The sequence below is a fragment of the Sinomonas sp. B1-1 genome, from assembly GCF_050474465.1.
Lineage (GTDB): Bacteria > Actinomycetota > Actinomycetes > Actinomycetales > Micrococcaceae > Sinomonas > Sinomonas flava.
Genome location: NZ_JBCHVF010000001.1, coordinates 415,334 through 440,555, shown reverse-complemented (window position 1 = coordinate 440,555; position 25,222 = coordinate 415,334). Strand labels below are relative to the sequence as shown.

Below are 25,222 nucleotides of genomic sequence, written 5' to 3'. Positions count from 1 at the left end.
GAGTGGACCAGGCACACGCCCCAGCCGCCGGCGCGCCGGGCGGCAAGGACATCGGGCTCACAGTACTGGCCGGTCCGACGGCGGTCGGCAAGGGCACCGTGTCGACATACATCCGCGACACGTATCCCGAGGTGTGGCTGTCCGTCTCAGCCACCACGCGCCCTGCGCGCGAGGGGGAGCAGGACGGCGTCCACTACTTCTTCGTCGCGCCCGAGGAGTTCGACAGGCTCGTGGAGGAGGGCGCATTCCTCGAGTGGGCGGTGGTCCACGGCAGGAACCGCTACGGCACCCTGCGCCGGACCGTCGAGGAGGCCATTGCCGCCGGGAAGCACGTCCTCCTCGAGATCGACCTCCAGGGCGCCCGCCAGGTGAAGGCCGCGATGCCGGACGCGCGATTCGTGTTCCTAGCCCCTCCGAGCTGGGACGAAATGGTGCGCCGGCTGGTCGGTCGCGGCACCGAGAGCCCGGAGGAGCAGCAGCGCCGCCTCGAAACGGCTAAAATAGAGCTCGCTGCCGAGTCGGAATTCGACGTCACGGTCGTCAACGACGACGTGAAGCGCGCGGCCGACGAGCTTGTGTCCCTCATGGGACTGACCCCGCACGCGCGACAGACGACGCGCTAGCGCCAGCACACCCTCCCGCAACGAGCATTGGAGCCATCATGTCCTCGAGCCCCGAAGGCATCATCAACCCCCCGATCGACGACCTCCTGACCAAGTCCGACTCGAAGTACGGCCTCGTGATCTTCGGCGCGAAGCGGGCACGCCAGATCAACGCCTACTACGCCCAGCTGCACGAGGGCCTCTTCGAGTACGTCGGCCCGCTCGTGGACACCAAGCTCAACGAGAAGCCGCTCTCGATCGCCCTCCGCGAGATCAACGACGGCCTCCTCGTCGCGAACCCGATCGAGCAGCCCGTGGAGTCCGAGGACCAGTAGGGGAGAGGGGGCGCGGAGTGCGCATCGTCCTTGGCATCGGAGGCGGGATCGCGGCCTACAAGGCGGCCCTGCTCCTGCGCCTCTTCACCGAGGCGGGGCATGACGTCACCGCGGTGCCGACCGAGGCCGCCCTGGCATTCGTCGGGAAGGCCACCTGGGAGGCGCTCTCCGGGAAGCCGGTGCGCACCGACGTCTTCGAGGCCGTCGAGACCGTCAACCACGTCCGCCTCGGCCACGAGGCCGAGCTCGTCGTCGTCGCGCCCGCCACGGCGGACCTGCTGGCCCGCGCCGCGGGCGGCCACGCCGACGACCTCCTGACGAACACCCTCCTCATGGCGCGGTGCCCCGTCCTGCTCGCCCCCGCGATGCACACCGAGATGTGGCGCCACCCTGCCACGCAGGCCAACGTGGCGCTCCTGCGCGAGCGCGGCGTCACCGTCCTCGACCCCGCCGTCGGCCGGCTCACCGGACCCGACAGCGGCCCCGGCCGGCTCCCCGAGCCGGAGGACATCTTCGCCGCCGCGATGAGCCTCGTCCTCCCCGCGGCCCGGGCGCACGACGGCGCCGCCCCCCGGAGCGGGCCGCTCGCCGGCCGCCGCATCCTGGTCTCGGCCGGCGGGACGCGCGAGCCGATCGACCCGGTGCGGTTCCTCGGCAACCGCTCGTCCGGGAAGCAGGGCGCCGCCCTCGCCAGGGCGGCCCTCGCCGCGGGTGCGGAGGTGACGTTCGTCGCGGCCCACCTGGACGTCGCGCCCCCGGAGGGAGCCGACGTCGTGCGCGCGGACTCCGCGCTCGAGCTGCGGGACGCCATGGTGGAGCGCGCCCCAGACGCGGACGTGATCGTGATGGCCGCCGCCGTGGCCGACTTCCGCCCCGCCGAGCAGCACGCGAGCAAGATCAAGAAGCGCGACGACACCGCCGACCCCGTCATCACCCTCGTCCGGAATCCCGACATCCTCGCCGAGCTCGTCCAGCGCCGCAACTCCGCCGGACGCCCGCAGCTCATCGTCGGCTTCGCCGCCGAGACCGGCGACGCCGGCGCGAGCGTCCTCGACTATGCCCGCGAAAAGCTCGAGCGCAAGGGCTGCGAGCTGCTCGTCCTGAACGAGGTCGGAACGGACCGGGTGTTCGGGCGCGACGAGAACTCCGTGACCATCCTCGCGCGCGACGGAAGCGAGCCCGAGCACGCCGAAGGGTCGAAGGACGAGGTCGCCGCCGCCGTCATACGGCGCGTGGCCCGGGAACTCGAGGCCCAGCAGACACCCAGTAGAGTGGACCAGTGACTCACGCACCCGAAGCCGCCGTCGGACACTCGTCTGACAGCACCGCCCTGCGCCTCTTCACGTCCGAATCCGTGACGGAGGGGCACCCCGACAAGATCTGCGACCAGATCAGCGACGCGATCCTCGACGCCCTCCTGGCTGCGGATCCGGAGTCGAAGGTCGCGGTCGAGACGATGGCGACCACGGGCCTCGTGCACGTGGCGGGCGAGGTCACGACGGACGCGTACGTGGAGATCCCGCAGATCGTGCGGAACACGATCCTCGGCATCGGCTACGATTCCTCGGCCAACGGGTTCGACGGCGCGCGCTGCGGCGTCTCCGTCTCGATCGGCCAGCAGTCCTCCGACATCTTCGAGGGTGTCTTCACCTCTCTGGAGGCCCGCGAGGGCACGGACGAGGACGAGTACGACCTCCAGGGCGCCGGCGACCAGGGCATCATGTTCGGCTACGCCTCGGACGAGACCGAGACGTACATGCCGACCCCCATCTGGCTCGCCCACCGGCTCTCCGAGCGTCTCACCGAGGTCCGCAAGAGCGGGGAGCTCGCCTACCTCCGCCCGGACGGCAAGACCCAGGTCACGGTCGGCTATGACGGCGACCGGCCAGTGAGCGTCGAGACGGTCGTCATCTCCAGCCAGCACGCCGAGGGCACCGAGCTGTCCACCCTGCGCGCGGACCTCGCCGACCACGTCATCAAGCCGGTGCTCGCGATGAGCGACCTCGAGTCCGCGCACACGCGGAGCATCCTCAACCCGGCCGGTGCGTTCATCATCGGCGGCCCCGTCGGGGACGCGGGCCTCACGGGACGCAAGATCATCGTCGACACCTACGGCGGATTCGCCCGCCATGGCGGCGGCGCCTTCTCGGGCAAGGACCCCTCGAAGGTGGACCGGTCGGCCGCGTACGCCATGCGGTGGGTCGCCAAGAACGTCGTTGCGGCCGGACTGGCTCGCCGCGCCGAGGTACAGGTCGCCTACGCGATCGGGCAGGCACGCCCCGTCGGAATCTACGTCGAGACCTTCGGCACCGAGAGCGTTGACCCGCTGCGCATCAGCGCCGCCATCAACGAGGTCTTCGACCTGCGCCCGAGGGCCATCATCGAGGCGCTCGACCTCAAGCGCCCGATCTACGCCAAGACCGCCGCCCACGGCCACTTCGGCCGCGAGGAGCCGGACTTCACGTGGGAGCGCCTCGACCGCGTGCAGGACCTCAGGGACTTCTTCGGCGAGTGAGCACCGGGCGACGAGCGGTGCCCGAGCGCGAACCGGTCCAGCCCTCGCTCCTGAGCGGCTTCCCCGCCGTCCCGCCGCCTCCTTCCGCTCCGCGACCGGCCCCCGAGCTTCCCGTCGCCCGGGTGAGCGTCGAGTCGCCGCTGCCGCAGCTGGACCGCCCGTTCGACTACCTCGTCACCGAAGAGCTCCACGACGCGGCCCGTCCCGGCGTGCGGGTGAAGGTGCGGGTCGCCGGCCAGGAGCATGTCGGGTTCATCCTCGAGCGCCGGGAGACCTCCGACGCCGGCGTCCGCCTCGCGCCGATCGCCGCGGTCCTCTCGCCGCTGCCCGTGCTCACGCCGGAGGTGGCCGAGCTCGCGTCCGCAGTGGCAGAGCGATGGGCCGGCGCCCTCGGGGATGTCCTGCGCTTCGCAGTCCCCCCACGGGCGGCGAAGGTCGAGGCCCAGTTCGCCCGCGACCTCGCCGCGGGGGAGGGGCAGGAGACGCACGACGCCGCCGGGGAGCCTCGTGCGGCCACCCGGCCGGCGGCCGCGGACCCGCCCCATCACGTGCCCGACGCGTCGGCGGCCGCCGGCTGGACCGAGCTCCGCCACGGCGCGGCCTTCCTGCGGCACCTCGCCGCCGGGGGGAGCCCGAGGGCGGTCCTCTCCGCCGTGCATGGGTTCGGTCCCGCGGCGTGGCCCCAGCTCGTTGCCGGAGCGGTCGCCGCGGCGAGGTCGTCCGGGCGCGGCGCGCTCGTCGTCGTGCCCGACCGCAGGGACCTCGCACGAGCCCACGCCGCCCTCGAGGCTGCGCTGCCCGGCGAGCGCGTCGTCCGCCTCGCGGCCGAGGACGGCCCGAGCACACGGTCCCGGGGCTTCCTCGAGCTGCTCGCCGGACGTGCCCATGTCGCCGTCGGAACGCGCGGCGCTGCCTTCGCACCCGTGCCCGGCCTGGGGCTGGTGGTGTGCTGGGACGACGGCGACGACCTCCACGCCGAGCCCCGCGCGCCGTACTTCCACACGCGCGAGGTCCTGCTGCTGCGCGCCGAGCAGACGGGCTGCGCGGTCCTGATCGCAGGCCACACGGTCAGCGCCGAGTCCGAGCGGCTCGCGGCCACGGGATGGCTCCAGCGCATCGCCGCGGAGCGGTCCGTCCTGCGCCGCTCTCTGCCGCGCGTGACGAGCACCGCCGACAGCGTCGAATCGGCGCGGGACCCGCTCGCCCGGATAGCCCGGCTCCCGCACGCCGCGTGGCAGCTCGCCCGCGATGCCCTCGCGGACGGCCCCGTGCTGGTCCAGGTCGCACGGGCCGGCTACGCGCCGTCACTCGCCTGCACGCGCTGCCGGGAACCCGCGCGCTGCCGGCACTGCGCCGGCCCTCTGGCCGAGCGAGCGGCCGGGCGCGAGCGGACCGTCGAGTGCCGCTGGTGCGCGACGCCCGAGCGGGACTTCACGTGCCGGGTGTGCGGCGGACACGGGCTGCGGCGCACCGCCGTGGGCGCCCTCCGGACCGCCGAGGAGCTCGGGCGGGCCTTCCCCGGGGCCGTCGTGGTCACCTCGTCCGGGGACGCTGTCAAGGCCGAGGTGCCGGATGCGCCCGCCCTTGTCGTCGCCACCGTAGGCGCCGAGCCTGTCGCGCCGTCCGGATACGCGGCAGCGGTCCTCCTCGACGGTGAGACGCTGCTGAGGCGCGAGAGCCTGCGCGCGCCCGAGGAGGCCCTGCGCCGGTGGCTCAATGCCGCGGCCCTGGTCCGGGCAGCCGACGACGGCGGGCGCGTGGTCATCACCGCGGGCGAGAGCGAGGCGGTCGCGGCGCTGGTCCGGTGGGACCCTGCGGGCTTCGCCGCGCGCGAGCTCGACCTCCGGCGCGAGCTCGGGCTGCCGCCGGCGGTCCGCGTCGCGGCGCTCACCGGGGCGGCCCCCGACGTCGAGGCATTCCTCGCCGCGGCACGGCCTCTTCTCGACATTCCCGGGGTGCGGGTGGCCGGACCGGTCGAGAGGGAACCCGAGGGGCCCGGGCCCCACGAGCAGGCAGCCGCCGTCAGGGCACTGGTCTTCTTCCCCATCGTGTCCGGGGCGGCCCTCACCCGCGGACTCCGGCACGTGCGGACATCGCTCGCCGCCCGCCGCGAGACCGGCCCGGTGCAGGTGCGGGTCGACGCGCCCGACGTGCTCTGACGCCGATCCGGTGAGGTGCAGACGTCCGGCGGGGCTGCGCCGTCGTCCGTCGGCGCGGCTGTGCCGCCTCAGCGCCGCCTGCGCGCGGCGAACGCCGCGACGGCCTCCTCGGCGGCTGCGAGCAGGGCGTCCGCGGAGGCATCCCAGCTGAACGTTCCCGCCTGGGCGAGCGCTGCGGCTGATGCGGCCTCCCACGCTCCCGGCGCCTCGAGGGCGCGGACCGCCCGGGCGAACTCCGCGGGGGAGTCCGGATCGACGAAGGACGCTCCAGCGCCGCCCACCTCGCGGAAGATCGGGATGTCGCTCGCGATGACGGGGGTGCCGAGGCTCATGGCCTCCACGAGGGGCAGGCCGTAGCCCTCGGAGCGCGAGAGGCTCACGAGCGCGGTGGTGCGGCGCAGCAGCGCCTCGTACTCCGACTCGCTCACGCCGCCGTGGAAGACGACCCTGGCCCCGGGCGGGACGGCCGCTTCGAGCTCGGCCCGGCGGGCGGGGGAGATGCGCGAGAGGAGATGGAGCTCGTAGTCGCCCAGCTCCGCCATCCCCGCCACCACCGTCTCGACATTCTTGTACGGCATGAAGGAGCCCATGTAGAGCAGCGTCCTGTCCGCGCCGTCCTCCGGGCGCCGGGGAGTGCGCCCTCCCTGGGGCGCGTTGCCGACGATGCGCACCGGCCGCCGCGTGAGCCGCTTCTCCGACATGAGCCAGCGCGTCGTGTGGCTCACGGTGGCGACGACGTCGGCGCGGTTGAGCAGGAGCCGCTGCGGCCAGTACGCCTTGTGGTAGAGCCGCCACAGGAGGCGAACCGGCGCAGGCAGGAAGCCCGGGGGTTCGGGGTGCTCGTAGTAGATGAGGTCGTGCAGCGTCAGGATCAGGGGGTACCGCCGCCCCCAGGTCCCCATCGTCTGCATCGGGCAGAAGACGACATCCGGCGCGAGCGCGTTGACACGCGCGGCGATGAACAGCTCCGCGGGGGAGAGCGGGCTCGTGACCTTGACGTGGGGAACGTCAGGGAGGAGGGCGAGCTGCCGGTCGTCGTTGATGAGGACGGCCACCTCCGCCTTGCGCGCGACCGCCTCGATCAGGCTCGAGCCGAAGCGGCTGATGCCGTCGTGCTGGTCCGTCCGTGTGAAGCGGGCATCGATGAGGACCCTCATTCGCCTCCCTCCACCAGGAACTCCTCGATGGCCGCGGCCGCTGGCTCGGGCGTCTCGTAGTGGATGAGATGCCCGACGCCGGGGATCACCGTCAGGCGCGAGTCCGCGCAGCGCTCGTGGAACCTGCGCACGTCCGCGAGGTCGGCCACCTCGTCCTTCTCGCCGGCGATGAGCAGGACGGGGAGGTCCAGCCTGTCCGCCGTCTCCGCGGCATGGTGCGAGATCGATGCCTTGAACGACTCGAGCAGCGAGGCCCGGTTGGCGAACTCGCTGAAGTGCGCGTGATGCTGGGCATGGATGAATGCGCGCAGGTCGGGGTCCTTCGTCTTGGCCATGATCCCGCTCATCGCGCGCACCACCGCGGGGCTCCGCAGCAGCGCCGCTCCGGCGCTCTCGGGCAGCTTGGCCGCGCTCCAGTAGTAGAGCTCGGCAAGCCGGCTCGCGATGCCGGCAGGGCCCTCGAGCGCGGGTGCCGAGATGGGGTTCACCAGGATGAGGCGGCGGAAGCGGCCGGGATGGGCGGCCGCGAAGTGCGCCGCCACGATCGACCCGAACGAGTGGCCGAGGAGGACAGTGTCGGGGCCGAGCCCGAGCTCGTCGGCGAGCGACCCGAGCCACCGTCCGTAGCCCTCGACCGAGTGTTCGCCCCTCGGCAGGACGCCGGACTCCCCGAACCCCGGAAGGTCCGGCATGACGAACCGCGCGCCCGGAAGCTGGTCGACGACTCGGAGCAGGCCGTGGTGGGTGCCGCGGAAGCCGTGGATGGCGAGGATGGTGGGCGCGGCGTCGTCGGCGGCGGAGGGCTCGTAGGCGAACACGGCCGTGTCCACGCCGTCCGCGTGCACTAGCTCGTGGCGCTCTCGCAGGGCAAGCTGGTCGGAGAGGAAGTCGGGCGCCGTGGGGGAGGCGGTCATGCGACCACCCTACCGGCCGGCGGCATCAGGCCTGCTCGGCAAGCAGGTCCCGCGCGGTGGGCTCGTCGACGATGAGGTCCGTTGCGAGGCGGGCGTTGAGGGCGCCGCGAAGTGCCGCGGACTTGGCGATGCCCGAGACGATGCACAGCCTGCGCGGCACGCGGCGCAGTCCCGCAAGGTCTGGCCCTGTGCCGCGGAGGTTGAGGTCGATCCCTTCCGACGAGCCGTCGGCCCGGTAGAACACCGTCGCGACGTCGCCCACCACTCCTTCGGCCTCGAGCGACTCGAGGTCGGCCCTGTCGAGGTAACCGCCGGAGTACACGTGGCTGGGCACGACGGCCTTCGCCGATCCGATGCCGAAGACGGCCAGCGTCATGCGGTCCTGGACGTCGAGCACGCGCCGCACGCTGCGCTCGCGCCACATCCACTCCTTGGTCTCGGGCCGGTCGAAGAACGCCGGCACCGGGAACTCCTCGACGTCCGCGTCGAAGGCGTCGCCGAAACGGCGCATGATCTCGCTCGCGTAGCCCAGGCCCATCGTCTGGGTGTTGGCAGCTCCGTTGAGCTGGACGACCGTCGTCCCGTGGGTGGGCCGCCGCGTGAGGTGGCGGCTCATGGCGCTGAGCGTCGACCCCCAGGCAATGCCGATCACGGCGCCCGACTGGACCAGGGGCGTCAGCGTCCTGGCGGCGTACATGGCCACACGGTCCAGCGTCTCTGCCTCCGTGAGGTGGTCGACCTGGGGGACCACGTGGGAGTGCACGCCGAACCGCCGCGACACGGCCGTTTCGAGCTCGGCTGCCGAGTCGATGGGGCTGTGGATCTGGATCTGCACCAGCCCCTCGTCCCGGGCGAAGGCCAGCAGGCGCGAGACGGTTGACCGCGAGGTGCGCAGCTGGCGCGCGATTCCCTCCATGGTCAGGTCCTGGAGGTAGTAGAGCCGGGCGGCGAGCAGCGCGTCCCGGTGCTTGCGGGTAACGGGATTCTGTGCGCGCGGGCCTGCCTCGGAGGCGGCGGAGCCGCTTTCGCTGGGGTCCATCCGAGCCTCTTCTGCACGTATGTGCATAGACGTTGATCTTTTCGTGCACCTCCTCGAACCATAGGTGGCATACCCCACAGCACGCCACAGCCAAGGAAGGCAACCATGGACGAGCAGACCACCCACCCCCGCACCCCGTCGTCGGCGAGGGCTTCGCTCAAGGCCTCGCCGCGGGCGGGCGTCCTCATCATCGGGGGCGGCATCAACGGCGTCGGGACCTTCCGGGACCTCGCGCTGCAGGGCGTGGACGTCGCCCTGGTCGAGCGCGCGGACTACTGCCACGGCGCCTCCGGAGCGTCGTCCCACATGATCCACGGAGGCATCCGCTACCTCGAGAACGGCGAGTTCCGCCTGGTCCGGGAATCAGTGGTCGAACGGAACCGGCTGCTCCGCATCGCCCCCCACTACGTCAAGCCGCTCGAGACGACCATCCCGATCTTCTCCGTGTTCTCGGGAGTCCTCAATGCACCCCTGCGGTTCCTCACGCATCGCTCGGGCAAGCCACGTGCCCGGGGCGCCGTCCTGATCAAGCTCGGGCTGAGCCTCTACGACGCCTTCTCCCGGGGCGGACGGGCAGTCCCGCGGCACCGTTTCCTGGGGCGCAAGAGGGCCCTTGCCGAGCTTCCCGGCCTGCGTGGCGACGTGAAGTACACCGCGACCTACTTCGACGCCTCGGTGCACAACCCCGAGCGGCTCACCCTCGACGTCCTCGCCGACGGCCTCGCCGCCGGCCCGCACGCGAGGGCCGCGAACTACACCTCGGCGGTGGGCGTGTCCGACGGCGCGGTCCTGCTCCGCGACGAATTGACCGGCGAGGAGTTCCCGTTCTCCGCCGACGTGGTGGTCAACACCACCGGCGCCTGGGTCGACCGCACCAACCGCGCCTTCGGCGCCCCGACGCGCTTCATGGGCGGGACGAAGGGCTCGCACATCGTCCTGGACCACCCCGGACTCATCGCGGCCTGCGCCGGCCGGGAGATCTTCTTCGAGCACAGCGACGGGCGGATCGTGCTCATCTACCCCATGGGCGACCGAGCGCTCGTCGGCACCACCGACATCGACGCCGGCGAAGACCTCGACCCGACCTGCACGGACGCCGAGATCGACTACTTCTTCGACCTCATCCGCCACGTGTTCCCTGCGGTCACCGTGGACCGGTCAGACATCGTCTACACCTTCTCCGGCGTTCGCCCCCTGCCCCGCCACGACGACACGGCACCGGGTTTCGTCTCGCGGGACTACCGCATCGAACGGTCTCAGCTGCCCGGCGGAACCCAGCCCACGCTGAGCCTCGTGGGCGGGAAGTGGACCACCTTCCGAGCCCTGTCCGCGCACCTCGCCGACGAGGTGATGGGCCTGCTCGGCACCGCCCGCAGGACCACCACGGAGGACCTCCCGATCGGTGGCGGCCGGGACTACCCGTCCACGCCGGAGGGGGTCGAGCGCTGGCTCGATGCCCAGACGGCACGGGGGCTGGACCGCGCGCGGGCCGACGTCCTGCTGACCCGCTACGGAACCCGGGCCGCGGAGGTGATCGACTTCCTCCGGGCCGGCACCGACCAGGCCCTGCAGAGCACGCGCGAGCTCAGCACGCGCGAGCTGCTGTGGATGGCGGAGCGCGAGCAGGTCGCCCACGTCGAGGACGTCCTCCTCCGCCGGACGTCCTTGGCCTTCCGCGGTCTGGTCACCGCCGAGCTGGTCGAGGAAGTCGCCGCCCACCTTGCCGGGCTGCTGGGCTGGGACGCGCAGCAGACCCGCCGCGAGGCCCAGCGCGCCGTCGACACGCTCGCGGAACGGCACCGGGTCGACGTCGCCCACGTTCTTGTCTGACGTGTCTGACTTGTCTGACGTGTCTGCCTTGTCTGCCTTGTCTGGCTTGTCTGAACCTCCATCCGAACCATCACCTCAAGGAGTCAATGATGTCTCTGGGACTGGTCTTCCTGTCCGAAGTCCTGGGCACCGGCATGCTCACGCTGCTCGGCTGCGGCGTGGTCGCCAACGTGGCGCTCAAGGGAACCAAAGGCAACGCCGGCGGCTTCCTCATGGTCACGTGGGGCTGGGGCATCGCCGTGTTCGCCGGTGTGTACGTCGCCGCACGCTCGGGTGCGCACCTCAACCCAGCCGTCACCCTCGGCCTCCTGCTCACGGGCAAGTCCGAGTACGCACCCGGCGTCCCCGTCGACGTCGCCTCGACGCTCACCTACATCGCAGGGGAGCTGGTCGGCGCATTCCTCGGAGCTGTTGTGTGCTGGCTCGCCTACAAGCCACACTTCGACCATGACGACGACCCCGCCAACAAGCTCGGAACCTTCTCCACCGTCCCGGCTGTCCGCAGCAGCGGTTGGAACCTCGTCAGCGAGGTGATCGGAACCTTCGTGCTGGTCGAGGTGATCCTCGCCTTCGGGGGCACCCCCTCGGGCCTCGGGCCGCTCGCCGTCGCCCTCCTGGTCGTCGGCATCGGAGCTTCCCTCGGCGGCCCGACCGGCTACGCGATCAACCCTGCCCGCGACCTCGGCCCGCGCATCGCCCACGCCGTGCTGCCCATCCGCGGCAAGGGGAGCAGCGACTGGGCGTACGCGTGGATCCCCGTCGTCGGCCCCCTCCTCGGCGGCGCGCTCGCTGGCCTCTTCGCACGCGCCGTGCCCGACCTCTTCACCTCGATTGCCTCCTGAGGCAGCCGGACCACCCCCACCCCTCCACGTCAGACCCTCATCCGAAGGAGCAATGAATGTCTGAGCAGACCGACACCCCGCAGTACGTCATCGCGATCGACCAGGGGACCACGAGCACGCGGGCCATCGTGTTCAACCACTCGGGGTCGATCGTCTCCACCGGCCAGCTCGAGCACGAGCAGATCTTCCCCCAGGCCGGCTGGGTCGAACACGATCCCACCGAGATCTGGGACAACACCCGCGAGGTCATCGGGCAGGCCCTCTCGAAGGCCAACCTCACCCGGCACGACATCGCTGCCGTGGGCATCACCAACCAGCGCGAGACCGCGGTCGTCTGGGACAGGCACACCGGCAAGCCCGTCTACAACGCCATCGTCTGGCAGGACACCCGCACGCAGGCCATCGTCGACGAGCTCGCGGCCGAGGGCGGCGTCGACCGCTTCAAGGCGACCGTGGGACTCCCGCTCGCCACGTACTTCTCGGGCACCAAGATCACGTGGATCCTCGACAACGTCGACGGCGCCCGCGAGCGCGCCGAGAGGGGAGACCTCCTCTTCGGCAACACGGACGCCTGGGTGCTGTGGAACCTCACGGGCGGCGTGCACGGCGGGGTGCACGCGACGGATGTCACGAACGCCTCCCGCACCCTGTTCATGGACCTCGAGAAGCTCTCCTGGGACAAGGAGATCCTCGACATCTTCGGGGTGCCCGCGTCGATGATGCCGGAGATCAAGTCCTCCTCCGAGGTCTACGGAACGGTCCACAGCTCCCAGCTGCTGCGCGAAGTCCCCATCGCCGGCATCCTGGGCGACCAGCAGGCCGCGACGTTCGGCCAGGCGGCGTTCGCCGCCGGCGAGGCCAAGAGCACCTACGGCACGGGCAGCTTCCTCATCTTCAACACTGGCGAGGAGATCGTCCATTCGAAGAACGGCCTCCTCACCACGGTCGGCTACAGGCTCGGCGACGCGGCGCCCCACTACGCGCTCGAGGGGTCGATCGCCGTGACAGGCTCCCTCGTGCAGTGGCTGCGCGACAACCTGGGGATGATCCGCACTGCGCCTGAGGTCGAGAGCCTCGCCAGGAGCGTCCAGGACAACGGCGGGGTGTACATCGTGCCCGCGTTCTCGGGGCTCTTCGCGCCCTACTGGCGCCCCGACGCCCGCGGCACCATCGTCGGCCTCACACGGTTCGCCAACAAGGGCCACATCGCCCGCGCCGCGCTGGAGGCGACCGCGTTCCAGACCCGCGGGGTGCTCGACGCAGTCAACGCGGACGCCGGCGTGCCGCTGTCCGAGCTCAAGGTCGACGGCGGCATGGTCGCCAACGACGCGCTCATGCAGTTCCAGGCGGACATCCTCGGCGTGGACGTCGTCCGGCCGAAGGTCATCGAGACGACCGCGCTCGGAGCCGCCTACGCGGCCGGCCTCGCCGTGGGCTTCTGGAAGGACCTCGACGAGTGCGCCGCGAACTGGGGCGAGGACAAGCGCTGGAGCCCGCAGATGGACCCCGCGGAGCGCGACCGCCAGCTGCGGCTCTGGAAGAAGGCCGTCACCAAGTCGATGGACTGGGTCGACGAGGACGTGAAGTAGTCCAGCGGGCCCGCACCCGCGCACGACGGCGAGCGCTCGCCGTCGTGCGCGCCGGGCCCGGGGGAGGTGCTGGGGTAGCATATTCGCATGCGTGGCATCCTCCTCCTTCGCTAGCCGCTTGCGCCCCGGGGCATCCGGGACAGCGAGCGGCCGCCCCTCCGTGCGAGGGGCTTTTGTGTGTGTGGAGCCGAGCGGTGCAGGAAGTGGACGACAAGTGGAGAGAAGCACGGTGAGCGAAGAGCGGGTCGCGGAGCAGTCGGAGAGTACGTACAGCTTCGCCGCGATGGAGGCCAAGTGGCCGGCGGTGTGGGACAGGCTGGGCGTGTTCACGCCCAAGGACGACGGCAGCCGTGAGCGCCGCTACGTGCTCGACATGTTCCCCTACCCCTCCGGGGACCTCCACATGGGCCATGCCGAGGCCTTCGCCATGGGCGACGTCGTGGCGCGCTACTGGCGGCTCAAGGGCTACGACGTCCTGCACCCGATCGGATGGGACTCCTTCGGCCTGCCCGCGGAGAACGCGGCCATCAAGCGCAACGCGCACCCCTCCGAGTGGACGTACGCGAACATCGACACCCAGGCGGCCTCGTTCAAGCGGTACGGCCTGAGCCTGGACTGGTCCCGCCGCCTCCACACCTCGGACCCCGAGTACTACCGCTGGACCCAGTGGCTGTTCCTGCGGTTCTACGAGCGCGGCCTCGCGTACCGCAAGAACCACCCCGTGAACTGGTGCCCGAAGGACCAGACCGTGCTCGCCAACGAGCAGGTCGTCAACGGGGCCTGCGAGCGCTGCGGCACCCCCGTGACCAAGAAGGCCCTGAACCAGTGGTACTTCAAGATCACCGACTACGCCGACCGCCTGCTCGACGACATGGCCGAGCTCGAGGGCCACTGGCCCGAGCGCGTCCTGGCGATGCAGCGCAACTGGATCGGCCGTTCCGAAGGCGCGCACGTCGACTTCACCGTCGAGGCCACGGACAGCCGTCCCGAGCGCACGGTCACGGTCTTCACGACCCGCCCCGACACGCTCTACGGGGCGACCTTCTTCGTGGTCGCGGCCGACGCCGAGCTCGCCGGGGACCTCGTCGCGCCCGAACAGGCCCAGGCCCTGGGCGAGTACCAGGACCGCGTGAAGAACCTGTCCGAGATCGAGCGGCAGAACACCGACCGCGAGAAGACCGGCGTGTTCCTGGGCCGCTACGCCGTGAACCCGCTCAGCGGCGAGAAGCTTCCCGTGTGGGCGGCGGACTACGTCCTGGCCGAGTACGGCACGGGCGCGATCATGGCCGTGCCGGCCCATGACCAGCGCGACCTCGACTTCGCCAAGGCGTTCGACCTGCCCGTCCGGCCCGTCCTCGACACCGGCGAGGAGGACCCGGCGGCCACTGGAGTGGCCACCGTCGGCGAAGGCACGATCATCAACTCGGGACCCCTCGACGGCCTCAGCAAGGCCGAGGGCATCGCCAAGGCGATCGAGATCGTGAAGGACGCCGGCACGGGCGAGGGCACTGTCAACTACCGCCTGCGGGACTGGCTGCTCTCCCGGCAGCGCTTCTGGGGCGCGCCCATCCCGATCATCCACTGCGCCGAATGCGGCGAAGTGCCCGTCCCGGACGACCAGCTGCCGGTCCGGCTGCCGGGCGACCTCCGCGGCGAGCAGCTTGCGCCCAAGGGCACGTCCCCGCTCGCGGCTGCCGAGGGCTGGGTCAACGTCACGTGCCCGTCCTGCGGCGGGGCCGCCAAGCGGGACACGGACACGATGGACACGTTCGTCGACTCGTCCTGGTACTACCTCCGGTACCTCTCGCCCCAGTACACCGAGGGCCCGTTCGACCCCGAGGCCGCGAAGAACTGGATGCCGGTCGCCCAGTACGTGGGCGGCGTCGAGCACGCGATCCTGCACCTGCTGTACAGCCGGTTCTTCACCAAGGTCATCAAGGACATGGGACTCATCGACTTCGACGAGCCCTTCGCCGCGCTCATGAACCAGGGCCAGGTCCTCAACGGCGGCAAGGCCATGAGCAAGTCCCTCGGGAACGGCGTTGACCTCGGCGAGCAGCTCGACCAGTTCGGGGTGGACGCCGTCCGCCTCACCATGGTCTTCGCCTCGCCGCCGGAGGACGACGTCGACTGGGCAGACGTCTCGCCGTCGGGCTCCGCCAAGTTCCTCGCCCGTGCGTGGCGGCTCGGCCAGGACGTCACGAGCGCTCCCGGAACCGATCCGGCCGCGGGCGACCGCGGGCTCCGCGCGGTGACGCACCGGACGCTCGCCGAGGCGACCGAGCTGCTCGAGTCGCGGAAGTTCAACGTTGTCGTCGCCAAGGCCATGGAGCTGGTCAACGCGACCCGCAAGGCCATCGACTCAGGCCCCGGCGGAGCCGATCCCGCCGTGCGCGAGGCCGTCGAGGCCATCGCGATCATGCTGAGCCTCTTCGCCCCGTACACCGCGGAGGACCTGTGGGCCGCGCTCGGCCACGAGCCCTCCGTCGCGAACGCCGCGTGGCCCCAGCACGACCCGGCGCTGACCGTCGAGGAGACCGTCACCGCCGTCGTGCAGGTCCAGGGCAAGGTGCGCGACCGGCTCGAGGTGGCCCCGGGGATCTCCGAGGACGAGCTGCGGGAGCTCGCGCTCGCGTCGCCGAACGTCGAGCGCATCCTGGACGGCCGCGGCATCCGCACGGTGATCGTGCGCGCGCCGAAGCTGGTCAACATCGTCCCGGCCTGATCTGCGGCGCCGAGTGGCTGACGGACAGGGGCCCGACGCCCTCGGCTGGCTGAGGCGGCGCTGGGAACGGCTGCGGCCCGGGCCCGCACCGGCGCCGACCCCGGCGCCGCGGGTCGCCGTCGTCACCGACTCCGCGGCCGCGCTGCCGCCGGAGTGGGCCGACGCCTTCCTCCAGCTCGGGTGCTTCGCCGTCGTGGACCTGCCCGTGATGGCGGGGGACGAGATCTTCACGGAGGGGGCCGACGTCGACACCGCGCTCAGCCTCGCCCTCGCGGCCGGGCGGCCCGTGCGCACCTCGAGGCCCGCTCCGGGCCAGTTCGAACGGGTGTACCGGGGGTTCGAGGAGGCCGGGTTCGAGGCCGTCGTGTCGCTGCACCTGTCAGGGAAGCTCTCCGGCACCGCGGACGCCGCGCGGCTCGCCGCGCAGCGGGTCGGCATCCCCGTGGAGGTCGTCGATTCCCGCTCCGCAGCCATGGCACTCGGGTTTGCCGTCCGGGACGCAGTCCGGGCCGCTGAGACGGGAGCCGATGCCGTAGGGGTGCAGTCGGCCGCGATGGCCCGCCTCGGCGGGTCGGAGGTGCTCTTCTACGTCCCGAGCCTCGAGCAGCTGCGCAGGGGCGGGCGCATCGGCGCAGCTGCGTCGCTCGTGGGAACGATGCTGTCGATCAAGCCCCTGCTGACCCTTCGCGAGGGCCTCATCGTCCCCCTCGAGCGGGTGCGCACCGCGGCCCGCGCCGTCCAGCGGCTGCAGGAGCTCGCGGCCTCCGCCGTCTCGGCCCTGGATCCCGCCGAGGTCGCGGTGCACTACTTCGGCAACCGCCCTGAGGCCGAGGAGTTCGCGCGGACCCTCGCCCGCTCGGTCGGGAAGGAGGCGGACGACGTCGTGCTGTCGCCTCTGCCGGCCGTCCTCGCCGCCCACACGGGGCTGGGAGTCCTGGCGGTGGTCATCGCCCCGGCGGCGGTCGGGGGGCAGGACGTCCCGGCGGAGGCGCCTGCGGCCGGGGACAGTTAGTCCTCCACAGCCCCTGTTCGCGGGGGCCTTTCCACATAGGCGGCAGCGGGGACGCAACCGGGGGCCGACCGTGCAACCGTAGCGCCATGGCTCGGGCGGGGAGGGATCGTCGAGCGGCGCGGGGCGGAGCCCGGCACCGCTGGGACGAGCTGTTCCCGGACGCCCTGCCGCCCACGCCCGGACTCCTCGAGCCAACGGACGCCGGTCCGCCCGCGGACGATGCGGAGGACGCCCGCCCGCAGCGCGACATCCCGCCCGCGGACAGCGAAGGCGCTCCTCCCCGGCGCCGCCTCCTCCTCTCGGCGCGCCTCGTCGTGCTCCTGTGCGCGATCGGGGCGGCCGCCGGGGGCGCCTGGTGGTGGAGCTCCCGGACGGCTGAGCCCTTCGTCCACGCTGTCGGCTCGGGCACGGCGGAGGCAGCGGAGGCCGGCGGCGCGGTCCCCGCGGACAGCACGGCTCCCGGACTGCCGACCGCCGGGGCCGCGGCAACGGACTCCGATCTTGTCGTGCACGTGGCCGGCGCGGTGGCATCACCGGGCGTGATCCGGCTGCCCCGTGGCTCGCGCATCCACGAGGCCATTGCGGCGGCCGGCGGTGCGCTCCCGGAGGCCGACGTGCACCGGCTCAATCTCGCAGCGGCCGTCGAAGACGGATCGCGGCTCCAGGTGCCGCGCTCGGGCGAGGAACCCAGCCCGGCGCCCGCCTCAGGAACCGGCAGGGCAGCGGGCATGCATGCGGGCTCCGGCACCGCGAGCGCTCCTGCCGCGAAGGTGAACATCAACCAGGCCACCGCGCAGGAACTCGGCACGCTCCCGCGCGTCGGCCCCGTTCTCGCCCAGCGCATCATCGACTACCGGACGGCCCACGGCCGCTTCCGCTCGCCGGAGGACCTCGACGCGGTGGACGGAGTGGGCCCCAAGATGCTCGAGTCCCTCCTGCCCCTGGTGACCGTCGGATGAGCGGGGCAGAGAGAAGCGCGGCGTGGGATCGCTACCGGACTGCGGCGGCCCGAGGCGTCGCGGCGCAGAACCTGCCCGCCGAGCGCGCCGGCGGCGTCGGCCGCCTCCGGGAGTGGGCGGCCCGGCTGTGGGCGTCCTCGGACGAACCGGCACCTGTGCAGTCCAGGAGCCGGTTCCGCGACCTGAGGCTCGTACCGGTGGGGGGTTCGGCCTGGGCGGGCGCGGCGGCGGCACCCTTCCTCGGACAGCATCTGGACGGCACCCCCGGGTGGGGAGGCGGGATGGCGTGCGTCGTCATCGTCCTGCTCGTTGTCGGGGCCGGCGTCGCCGGGACTGGGCTGCTCGGTGCGCGGCGGGCGGTCCGCGCCCTCGTCCTGCCCGGCTGCGCAGCACTCGCCCTGGTCGCGGGACTTGCGGCGGCGGCCTCCCACGCGGCGGCCGAGCGTGCGGGCCCCGCAGGCGAGCTCCTGGCCGTGGGCGGGCAGACCAGGGCGGTGGTCCTGGTCTCGGCGGAACCGCGCCAGCAGGCGCAGGGCGGGCGGTTCGGTTCGCCAGACCGCTTCCTCGCCGGCGCGCGCCTCGAGCGGGCCACCGGGCAGGGTGTCGAATTCGCCTCCTCGGCACGCATCCTGCTGGCAGGCGGCAAGGACCTCTCAGGCCTCCGTCCCGGGCAGCGGGTGAGCGTGGCGGGAACCGTCACACCTGCCCGCGAGCCGTCGGGGGCTGCGCTCCTGAGCATCAGCAGCCGCCCCCGAGTCCTGGGCACGGATCCAGCGCTCGGTGCCGCTGCGGAGGCGCGGGCGGCCCTGCGCGCTTCCTCGGACTGGCTGTCGCCCGAGGCGGCAGGGCTCCTGAGCGGGATCACCGTCGGGGACACGAGCGTGCTTCCGCCCGAGCTCGAGGCAGCGATGCGCGAGGTCGGCCTCGGGCACCTCACGGCGGTGAGCGGGGCCAACTTCACGATCCTGCTCGGCGCCGCCCTCCTGACCGTCCGGGCGCTGAGGGCGCCGCGATGGGCCGCGCTGACCGGGTGCGCCGCAGTCCTCCTCGCCTTCGCCCTGGTGGTCGGGCCGGAGCCGAGCGTCCTCCGGGCGGCTGTCATGGGCGCCGTGGGGCTCGTGGCACTCGCCACGGGGCGCGCCGGGCGCAGTTGCTCGGCGCTCTCGGCGGCGGTCCTCGTCCTCGTCCTCGCGGACCCGCCGCTCGGGGCGAGCCTCGGTTTCCTGCTCTCGGTCATGGCCACCCTCGGCATCGTCCTGCTCGGGCCGCCGCTCTCCGCTGTGCTGGCCGCGCGCCTGCCGCTGTGGATGGCGCTGTCGATCTCGGTTCCCCTCTCGGCCCAGCTCCTGTGCGGGCCGATCATGGTCCTGATCCAGCCCGCGTTCCTGAGCCTGTCCCTGATCGCGAACATCGTGGTCGCCCCGCTCGTGCCGGTGATCACGGTGGCTGGCACGGTGGCATTGGCACTGGGTGCTGCCCAGCCACTGGCGATGTCGGCGGCCGGCGTCGGCGGGGCCGCCGCCCAGCTGCTCGCCCTCATTGCCTCGGGGTTCGCCGCCGTCCCGGGCGCAGCCCTGCCGTGGCCGGAGGGCGTCGCCGGTGCGGCCGCGATGGCAGCGTTCTCGGGGCTGAACATCCTGCTGCTGTGGGCTGCCATGGTGCCCGCGGGACGCGCGCGGGCAGCTGGACTGGTGCGGTGGGCGGTGGAGCTGCTCCTGGTGCAGTGGGCCCACGCCCGCCGCCTGGCCCGAATCCTCGGATTGGGTCTACGGCCCGGTCGTGGCAGAGTTGACGGGTGACGAGGACGGGTGCAGTGATCATGGCGACAGCGAGCTCGCGGAGGCGGCGGTGATGGCCGCCTCCCGCACGCAGCGGCCAACTGGACGCGGGCCCGCCGCAGGCTCGGGTCGCGGGGGGACCGTCGGCTGGCGTGAAGCCGCACCCGCCCCGATCGTCCTGCTGACCGGTCCGGAGGACTACCTCGCCGCGCGGGCCATGGACGCCATCCGGTCGAGTGCGCGGGCCGTCAGTCCGGATCTGGAGGTGACCAGACTGGATGCCGGTTCCTACGCAGGGGGCGAGCTGCTGCTTGCTGCCTCGCCCTCGCTCTTCGGCGAGAGGAAGCTCGTGGAGGTGCACGGGCTCGAGTCGATGTCGGAGGAGTTCCTCAAAGACGGCCTCGCGTATGCCGCCTCGCCGGACCAGGACGTCGTCCTCGTCCTGCGCCACGCAGGCGGAACCCGCGGGAAGAAGCTCCTCGACGCCGTCCGCGCGTCAGGAGCGCCTGTCATCGACTGCCAGCCCCTGAAGAAGGACAGCGACAAGGCATCCTTCGTCGCGGCCGAGTTCAAGGGATCCGGGCGCCGGATCGAGCGCGATGCGATCGAGGCGCTCGTTGCCGCGGTGGGCAGCAGCCTCGCCGAGCTTGCCGCAGCCTGCGCCCAGCTGACGCTGGATGCCTCGGCTGCCATCGACGTCGCGACCGTCGAGAAGTACTACGGGGGCCGCGTCGAGGCGACAGCCTTCAAGGTCGCAGACGCCGCCCTTGCAGGCGACCGGGCGAGGGCCCTGTCGGCGTTCCGGCATGCCCTCGAGACCGGCGTCGACCCTGTTCCCATGGTCGCGGCCATCGCCTCCAAGCTCCGAACCCTCGCCCGCGTCGCGGGTGCGCGCGGCTCGGCCCAGGCCGTCGCGCGTGACCTCGGCATGCAGCCGTGGCTCGTCGAGCAGGCCCAGCGCGACATCCGCGGCTGGACGCCCCAGAGCCTCGCGGCAGCCATCAGGGCGATCGCCGAGGCCGACGCCGAGGTCAAGGGGCTCGCCCGGGACCCGGCCTATGCCGTCGAACGGGCGCTCGGGATCGTTGCCTCGGCCGCGCGGGCCCGCTGAGCGCGGGCGGTGCTGGCCGGGCCACTCCCGCTTCCGCCTCCGTCGTTTGGGTACGGAAAAAGCCGGGGGCCGGCATCCTTCGTCAGGATGCCGGCCCCCGGCCGGAAGCGAACCTCAGCTCAGAGCGAGCTGACCTTCTTGGCGATGCCCGACTTGCGGTTGGCCGCCTGGTTCTTGTGGATGACGCCCTTGCTCACGGCCTTGTCGAGCTTCTTGCTCGCGTGGGCCAGAGCAGCAACGGCGGTGTCCTTGTCGGCAGCCGAGACAGCGGTGTTGACGGCGCGGATGGCCGTCTTCAGCTCGGACTTGACCGCCACGTTGCGCTGACGCGCCTTCTCGTTGGTGAGAATGCGCTTCTTCTGGGACTTGATGTTTGCCACTTATGAAAACTCTCTTGTTGATGCCAACACGGGTCTAGAGGGCTTCGGACCGGCCATCGACTGAGCGGCGTGGGGATGCCTATGGCAGCCGGTCTTCAGTGCCCGCCGACCTGCACGGACACACAGGAGACAATGCTACCAGACGGACAGGCGGCCGAGCACCGGTCAACGCCAGCCGCGGCGGCGCAGCCCGTCCGCGACGCGGTCGAACCGGGCGCGGTCCAGGATCGCTCCTTCGCGCCGCACAGTCCGGGGATCGATCTGCAGGACGCGGTCGAGCCGGACCTCGCTGGGACGGCGCCGCGGATCCCAGCGGCCTGCCCCGATGTCCACGTAGTCTGGGTCGCCTTCCCGGCCGTTGCCGGGCACGCGGTCCCTGCTCGTGAGCATGAGCGCGAGCAGCAGTCCTCGCCGCCGGGCAACCACGAGCACCGGCCGGTCCTTTCCCTGTCCGTGGTCCTCCTCATAGGGCACCCACGTCCAGACGATCTCGCCGGGGTCCGGCGCGCCATCGGCGCTGGGGCGGTAGTCGACCGTCGCCGTCCCGGTGAAGTCGCCGGAGTAGCCGGTCGGGCTGCCGCCACGGGCGACGGCGCGGACCGCGGACAGGGCACGGTGGAGAAGGCTGCGCAGCACAGCCACAGCCTATGGGACACTGGGAAGTCAGCAACTCCCCGCCCGAAGTGAGGACCGTTCACAGTGTCTCCCATGGCCCGCACCGCCCCGGTGCCTGCCGCGACGGATCCGTCGATCATCCGCAACTTCTGCATCATTGCGCACATCGACCACGGCAAGTCGACCCTTGCCGACCGCATGCTGCAGTTCACGGGCGTCGTCCAGCCCCGGGACATGAAGGCCCAGTATCTGGACCGTATGGACATCGAGCGCGAGCGCGGCATCACCATCAAGTCCCAGGCCGTGCGCATGCCCTGGGAGGTCGACGGCACCGCCTACGCGCTGAACATGATCGACACGCCTGGGCACGTCGACTTCACGTATGAGGTTTCCCGCTCGCTCGCTGCCTGCGAGGGAGCCGTCCTCCTGGTCGACGCGGCGCAGGGGATCGAGGCGCAGACGCTCGCGAACCTCTACCTCGCGATGGAGAACGACCTCACGATCATCCCGGTCCTGAACAAGATCGACCTCCCCGCAGCCCAGCCCGAGAAATACGCGGAGGAACTCGCGAACCTCATTGGCGGGGATCCGGCAGACGTGCTGAAGGTGTCGGGGAAGACCGGCGTCGGCGTCGAGGGGCTCCTGGACCGCATCGTGGCGGCCATCCCTGCACCGGTCGGTGATGCGACGGCCCCCGCCCGGGCCATGATCTTCGACTCGGTGTACGACACGTACCGCGGCGTCGTGACCTACGTCCGCGTCGTGGACGGCTCGCTCAACCCGCGCGAGCGCATCCAGATGATGTCCACGAAGGCCAGCCACGAGCTGCTCGAGATCGGCGTGATCTCCCCGGAGCCCATCCCGTCGAAGGGCCTGGGCGTGGGCGAGGTCGGCTATCTCATCACGGGCGTGAAGGATGTGCGCCAGTCCAAGGTCGGCGACACCATCACCAACCTGTCCAAGCCCGCCGCGGAATCGCTCGGCGGCTACCAGGACCCCAAGCCGATGGTCTTCTCGGGCCTGTACCCCCTCGACGGGTCGGATTACCCGGACCTGCGCGACGCCCTGGACAAGCTCAAGCTGAACGACGCCGCGCTCGTCTACGAGCCGGAGACCTCGGCCGCCCTCGGCTTCGGCTTCCGCGTCGGCTTCCTCGGCCTCCTGCACCTCGAGATCGTGCGGGAGCGCCTTGAGCGCGAGTTCAACCTCGACCTGATCTCCACCGCCCCCAACGTCATCTACGAGGTCACGCTCGAGGACAAGTCGGTCGTCACGGTCACGAACCCGAGCGAGTTCCCCACCGGCAAGGTCAAAGAGGTGCGGGAGCCGATGGTCTCCGCGACGATCCTCGCCCCGAACGAGTTCGTCGGCGCGATCATGGAGCTGTGCCAGAGCCGCCGCGGCCAGATGAAGGCCATGGACTACCTGTCCGAGGACCGCGTGGAACTGCGCTACTGGATCCCCCTCGCCGAGATCGTCTTCGACTTCTTCGACCAGCTCAAGTCCAAGACCCGCGGCTACGCGTCGCTCGACTGGAAGGCCGACGGCGAGCAGGCCGCCGACCTGGTCAAGGTCGACATCCTCCTCCAGGGCGAGCAGGTGGACGCCTTCAGCGCCATCACCCACCGGGACAAGGCCTACTCGTACGGCACGATGATGACGGCGAAGCTCCGGGAGCTCATCCCGCGCCAGCAGTTCGAGGTCCCCATCCAGGCCGCGATCGGCTCGCGCATCATCGCCCGCGAGAACATCCGCGCGATCCGGAAGGACGTCCTCGCCAAGTGCTACGGCGGCGACATCACCCGTAAGCGCAAGCTGCTCGAGAAGCAGAAGGAAGGCAAGAAGCGCATGAAAATGGTCGGGCGCGTGGAGGTCCCGCAGGAGGCCTTCATCGCGGCGCTCACCACGGACGAGTCGAAAGACTCGAAGGATCGAGCGAAGAAGTAAGTGCCCAGCACACTGCCGCTCGGGGACCCCGCGCCGGCCGACGGCGCCCTGCCGCCGCAGGCTGCGGCCGGCGCCGCGGGGCGGGGCTTCTCGCTCTACGCGCACATCCCGTTCTGCGCCGTCCGCTGTGGGTACTGCGACTTCAACACCTACACGGCGAAAGAGCTCGGCGGCGGAGCCTCGCAGGACGCGTACGCCGCTACCGCGGCGTCCGAGGTGCGCTTCGCGGCGTCGGCCCTCGACGCCTCCGGCGTGCCGCGTCGTCCCCTGTCGACCGTCTTCTTCGGCGGAGGAACGCCCACCCTCCTGCCGGCGGAGGACCTCGCCACGATCCTCACGACGGCCGTGGAGGAGTGGGGCCTCGAGCCCGGCGCCGAGGTGACGACCGAGGCCAATCCGGACTCGGTCACGGCGGAGTCGCTCGTGACCCTCGCGGCGGCCGGTTTCACGCGGGTGTCCTTCGGGATGCAGTCCGCCGTCCCGCACGTGCTGCGGGTCCTCGACCGCACCCACACGCCGTCGCGCGTGCCCGAGGCGGTGCGCTGGGCGCGGGAGGCAGGCCTTGACGTGAGCCTGGACCTCATCTATGGCACGCCGGCGGAGAGCCTCGATGACTGGCGCGCGTCACTCGATGCAGCCCTTGCCTGCGAACCCGACCACGTGAGCGCCTATGCGCTCATCGTCGAGGAGGGGACGAAGCTCGCTGCGCAGATCCGCCGCGGTCAGGTCCCCGACGTCGACGACGACGACCACGCCGAGAAGTACGAGCTCGCCGACGCCGTGCTCGCCGACGCGGGCTTCAGCTGGTACGAGGTGAGCAACTGGGCCCGGGGGGATGCCGGATCGGTGCGGTACGCCTGCCGGCACAACCTTGCCTACTGGAACGGCGGGGACTGGTGGGGGATCGGCCCGGGAGCCCACTCCCACGTCGGCGGAGTCCGCTGGTGGAACGTCAAGCATCCCACCGCCTACGCCGCGCGGCTGGGCGAGGGAACCTCCCCTGCGGCTGGCCGGGAGACGCTCGACGACGAGACGCGCCACGTCGAGCGGGTCCTCCTGCAGATCCGGCTAGCCTCAGGCCTGCCTGTGGCGGAGCTCGGGCCGGAGAGCCGCTCCGAGGTTGCGGGCCTGATCGCCGAGGGGCTCGTCGAGGGTGCGGCGGCCCTCCGGGGGCGGCTTGTGCTCACGCTGCGCGGGCGCCTGCTCGCGGACGCGGTGGTGCGCCGGCTTCTCGCCTGAACCAGACCATGCCCCCGTCGTTCCGGCGCGTGCCCGCGGTTCCTAGGAGATGAGCCGGAGGTTGTAGCGGTAGCGGTACGGCTGGCCGCGGTTGACTTGGATGCCGGCGATCACGGAGAAGACCGTGAGCGCGATCCACACGAGCGTCGCCAGGACCGCGAACACGTTCCCGACCACCGGGATGAGCGCCAGGATGTTGCAGACCACGGCGGCGGCGGTCGGCGGGAGCGTGAAGTTGAGCGCCTCCTTGGACTCCTGGGCCGTGAAGGGCCCACGGTCCCTGAAGACCAGGTAGATCAGCAGCGACGGCAGGCACCCGAGGATCCCGCCGAAGTGAGCGAGCGTCGCCCACTGGCGGTCCTCAGCCGCCGTGAGCGGCATGGCACGGGCTGGCGCGCCGTGGTATTCGCTCTCTCCGTCGCGTCGGTCCTGCGGGTACTCGGCCACTGGATGTCCCTGCCTGTTCGGTGTCGT

General features: G+C 71.6%; 21 protein-coding genes. 15 read left to right on the top strand and 6 right to left on the bottom strand.

The genetic code is table 11. The features are described from left to right. Nucleotides 1-2: 2 nt before the first annotated feature. From gmk to ACQ5BE_RS02030, 5 genes are read left to right on the top strand one after another with little or no spacing between them, the layout of a single operon-like run. On the top strand, nucleotides 3-623 hold the full coding sequence (gene gmk, locus ACQ5BE_RS02050) for a guanylate kinase (protein ID WP_430295267.1): 621 nt from the start codon (nucleotides 3-5) through the stop codon (nucleotides 621-623). Nucleotides 624-661: 38 nt separating this feature from the next. Beyond that, entirely contained in the window at nucleotides 662-937 is a 276-nt protein-coding gene (gene rpoZ, locus ACQ5BE_RS02045; protein ID WP_430295266.1) for a DNA-directed RNA polymerase subunit omega, read from the top strand. A gap of 17 nt (nucleotides 938-954) precedes the next feature. Further along, nucleotides 955-2,220, top strand: coding sequence for a bifunctional phosphopantothenoylcysteine decarboxylase/phosphopantothenate--cysteine ligase CoaBC (coaBC, locus tag ACQ5BE_RS02040; protein ID WP_430295265.1), 1,266 nt, complete (start codon nucleotides 955-957; stop codon nucleotides 2,218-2,220). Further along, nucleotides 2,217-3,452, top strand: a complete 1,236-nt coding sequence (metK, locus tag ACQ5BE_RS02035; RefSeq protein ID WP_255405676.1) for a methionine adenosyltransferase — start codon at nucleotides 2,217-2,219, stop codon at nucleotides 3,450-3,452. The genes coaBC and metK overlap by 4 nt, the downstream gene beginning before the upstream one ends. 17 nt (nucleotides 3,453-3,469) lie before the next feature. After that, on the top strand, nucleotides 3,470-5,611 hold the full coding sequence (locus tag ACQ5BE_RS02030) for a primosomal protein N' (protein WP_430295264.1): 2,142 nt from the start codon (nucleotides 3,470-3,472) through the stop codon (nucleotides 5,609-5,611). Between the two features lie 68 nt (nucleotides 5,612-5,679). Here the strand turns inward: ACQ5BE_RS02030 and ACQ5BE_RS02025 are convergent, their stop codons facing one another. The 3 genes from ACQ5BE_RS02025 to ACQ5BE_RS02015 are packed head-to-tail and all read right to left on the bottom strand — an operon-like array spanning nucleotide 5,680 to nucleotide 8,721. After that, a complete protein-coding gene (locus ACQ5BE_RS02025; RefSeq protein ID WP_430295263.1) occupies nucleotides 5,680-6,768 on the bottom strand; it encodes a glycosyltransferase family 4 protein in 1,089 nt (362 codons plus the stop codon). Further along, the gene (locus ACQ5BE_RS02020; protein ID WP_430295262.1) at nucleotides 6,765-7,682 is read right to left on the bottom strand and encodes an alpha/beta fold hydrolase; all 918 of its coding nucleotides are present in this window, start codon (nucleotides 7,680-7,682) and stop codon (nucleotides 6,765-6,767) included. Before ACQ5BE_RS02020 ends, ACQ5BE_RS02025 begins: the two co-directional genes overlap by 4 nt. A 25-nt stretch (nucleotides 7,683-7,707) precedes the next feature. After that, nucleotides 7,708-8,721 (bottom strand): sugar-binding transcriptional regulator, encoded by a 1,014-nt coding sequence (locus ACQ5BE_RS02015; protein WP_430295260.1) that lies wholly within the window; start codon nucleotides 8,719-8,721, stop codon nucleotides 7,708-7,710. Between the two features lie 105 nt (nucleotides 8,722-8,826). Here ACQ5BE_RS02015 and ACQ5BE_RS02010 point away from each other — a divergent pair, with 105 nt between their 5' ends. The 8 genes from ACQ5BE_RS02010 (at nucleotide 8,827) to holA (ending at nucleotide 20,567) form a co-directional block, all read left to right on the top strand. Beyond that, nucleotides 8,827-10,551, top strand: coding sequence for a glycerol-3-phosphate dehydrogenase/oxidase (locus ACQ5BE_RS02010; RefSeq protein ID WP_430295259.1), 1,725 nt, complete (start codon nucleotides 8,827-8,829; stop codon nucleotides 10,549-10,551). Nucleotides 10,552-10,640: 89 nt separating this feature from the next. Beyond that, nucleotides 10,641-11,393, top strand: coding sequence for an MIP/aquaporin family protein (locus ACQ5BE_RS02005; protein ID WP_430295258.1), 753 nt, complete (start codon nucleotides 10,641-10,643; stop codon nucleotides 11,391-11,393). Between the two features lie 56 nt (nucleotides 11,394-11,449). Then, nucleotides 11,450-12,982 carry a glycerol kinase GlpK gene (gene glpK / locus ACQ5BE_RS02000; RefSeq protein ID WP_430295257.1) on the top strand — a complete coding sequence of 511 codons (1,533 nt, stop codon included), beginning with the start codon at nucleotides 11,450-11,452 and terminating at the stop codon, nucleotides 12,980-12,982. Nucleotides 12,983-13,196: 214 nt separating this feature from the next. Further along, nucleotides 13,197-15,707 (top strand): leucine--tRNA ligase, encoded by a 2,511-nt coding sequence (gene leuS, locus ACQ5BE_RS01995; protein WP_430295256.1) that lies wholly within the window; start codon nucleotides 13,197-13,199, stop codon nucleotides 15,705-15,707. Nucleotides 15,708-15,720: 13 nt separating this feature from the next. Beyond that, complete coding sequence (locus ACQ5BE_RS01990) at nucleotides 15,721-16,719, top strand: DegV family protein (RefSeq protein WP_430295255.1); 999 nt, start codon at nucleotides 15,721-15,723, stop codon at nucleotides 16,717-16,719. Between the two features lie 86 nt (nucleotides 16,720-16,805). Further along, on the top strand, nucleotides 16,806-17,678 hold the full coding sequence (locus ACQ5BE_RS01985) for a helix-hairpin-helix domain-containing protein (RefSeq protein ID WP_430295254.1): 873 nt from the start codon (nucleotides 16,806-16,808) through the stop codon (nucleotides 17,676-17,678). Beyond that, on the top strand, nucleotides 17,675-19,477 hold the full coding sequence (locus ACQ5BE_RS01980; RefSeq protein ID WP_430295253.1) for a ComEC/Rec2 family competence protein: 1,803 nt from the start codon (nucleotides 17,675-17,677) through the stop codon (nucleotides 19,475-19,477). The genes ACQ5BE_RS01985 and ACQ5BE_RS01980 overlap by 4 nt, the downstream gene beginning before the upstream one ends. Before the next feature lie 52 nt (nucleotides 19,478-19,529). Further along, the gene (gene holA / locus ACQ5BE_RS01975; protein WP_344298200.1) at nucleotides 19,530-20,567 is read left to right on the top strand and encodes a DNA polymerase III subunit delta; all 1,038 of its coding nucleotides are present in this window, start codon (nucleotides 19,530-19,532) and stop codon (nucleotides 20,565-20,567) included. A gap of 119 nt (nucleotides 20,568-20,686) precedes the next feature. On the opposite strand, the gene rpsT is transcribed toward holA, so the two are convergent. Then, the gene (gene rpsT, locus ACQ5BE_RS01970; protein ID WP_344298199.1) at nucleotides 20,687-20,947 is read right to left on the bottom strand and encodes a 30S ribosomal protein S20; all 261 of its coding nucleotides are present in this window, start codon (nucleotides 20,945-20,947) and stop codon (nucleotides 20,687-20,689) included. A 165-nt stretch (nucleotides 20,948-21,112) separates the two neighbouring features. After that, nucleotides 21,113-21,580: a type II toxin-antitoxin system PemK/MazF family toxin gene (locus tag ACQ5BE_RS01965; RefSeq protein ID WP_430295758.1), complete on the bottom strand. Its 468-nt coding sequence runs from the start codon at nucleotides 21,578-21,580 to the stop codon at nucleotides 21,113-21,115. Nucleotides 21,581-21,646: 66 nt separating this feature from the next. Between ACQ5BE_RS01965 and lepA the strand changes: the two genes are divergently transcribed. Then, nucleotides 21,647-23,509: a translation elongation factor 4 gene (lepA, locus tag ACQ5BE_RS01960; RefSeq protein ID WP_413250920.1), complete on the top strand. Its 1,863-nt coding sequence runs from the start codon at nucleotides 21,647-21,649 to the stop codon at nucleotides 23,507-23,509. Continuing rightward, nucleotides 23,510-24,748 carry a radical SAM family heme chaperone HemW gene (hemW, locus tag ACQ5BE_RS01955; protein WP_430295252.1) on the top strand — a complete coding sequence of 413 codons (1,239 nt, stop codon included), beginning with the start codon at nucleotides 23,510-23,512 and terminating at the stop codon, nucleotides 24,746-24,748. It begins immediately after the preceding gene. 42 nt (nucleotides 24,749-24,790) lie between these two features. Here hemW and ACQ5BE_RS01950 read toward each other — a convergent pair whose 3' ends face one another. Continuing rightward, nucleotides 24,791-25,195 (bottom strand): DUF4870 domain-containing protein, encoded by a 405-nt coding sequence (locus ACQ5BE_RS01950; RefSeq protein ID WP_208712604.1) that lies wholly within the window; start codon nucleotides 25,193-25,195, stop codon nucleotides 24,791-24,793. Between the last annotated feature and the right edge of the window lie 27 nt (nucleotides 25,196-25,222).

Coding starts and splice junctions, on each gene's coding strand:
- ACQ5BE_RS01985 (WP_430295254.1), top strand. CDS start 16,806: ATGGCTCGGGCGGGGAGGGATCGTCGAGCGGCGCGGGGCGGAGCCCGG.
- ACQ5BE_RS01980 (WP_430295253.1), top strand. CDS start 17,675: ATGAGCGGGGCAGAGAGAAGCGCGGCGTGGGATCGCTACCGGACTGCG.
- holA (WP_344298200.1), top strand. CDS start 19,530: ATGGCCGCCTCCCGCACGCAGCGGCCAACTGGACGCGGGCCCGCCGCA.
- ACQ5BE_RS02020 (WP_430295262.1), bottom strand. CDS start 7,682: ATGACCGCCTCCCCCACGGCGCCCGACTTCCTCTCCGACCAGCTTGCC.
- rpoZ (WP_430295266.1), top strand. CDS start 662: ATGTCCTCGAGCCCCGAAGGCATCATCAACCCCCCGATCGACGACCTC.
- glpK (WP_430295257.1), top strand. CDS start 11,450: ATGTCTGAGCAGACCGACACCCCGCAGTACGTCATCGCGATCGACCAG.
- ACQ5BE_RS02025 (WP_430295263.1), bottom strand. CDS start 6,768: ATGAGGGTCCTCATCGATGCCCGCTTCACACGGACGGACCAGCACGAC.
- ACQ5BE_RS02010 (WP_430295259.1), top strand. CDS start 8,827: ATGGACGAGCAGACCACCCACCCCCGCACCCCGTCGTCGGCGAGGGCT.
- ACQ5BE_RS02005 (WP_430295258.1), top strand. CDS start 10,641: ATGTCTCTGGGACTGGTCTTCCTGTCCGAAGTCCTGGGCACCGGCATG.
- ACQ5BE_RS02015 (WP_430295260.1), bottom strand. CDS start 8,721: ATGGACCCCAGCGAAAGCGGCTCCGCCGCCTCCGAGGCAGGCCCGCGC.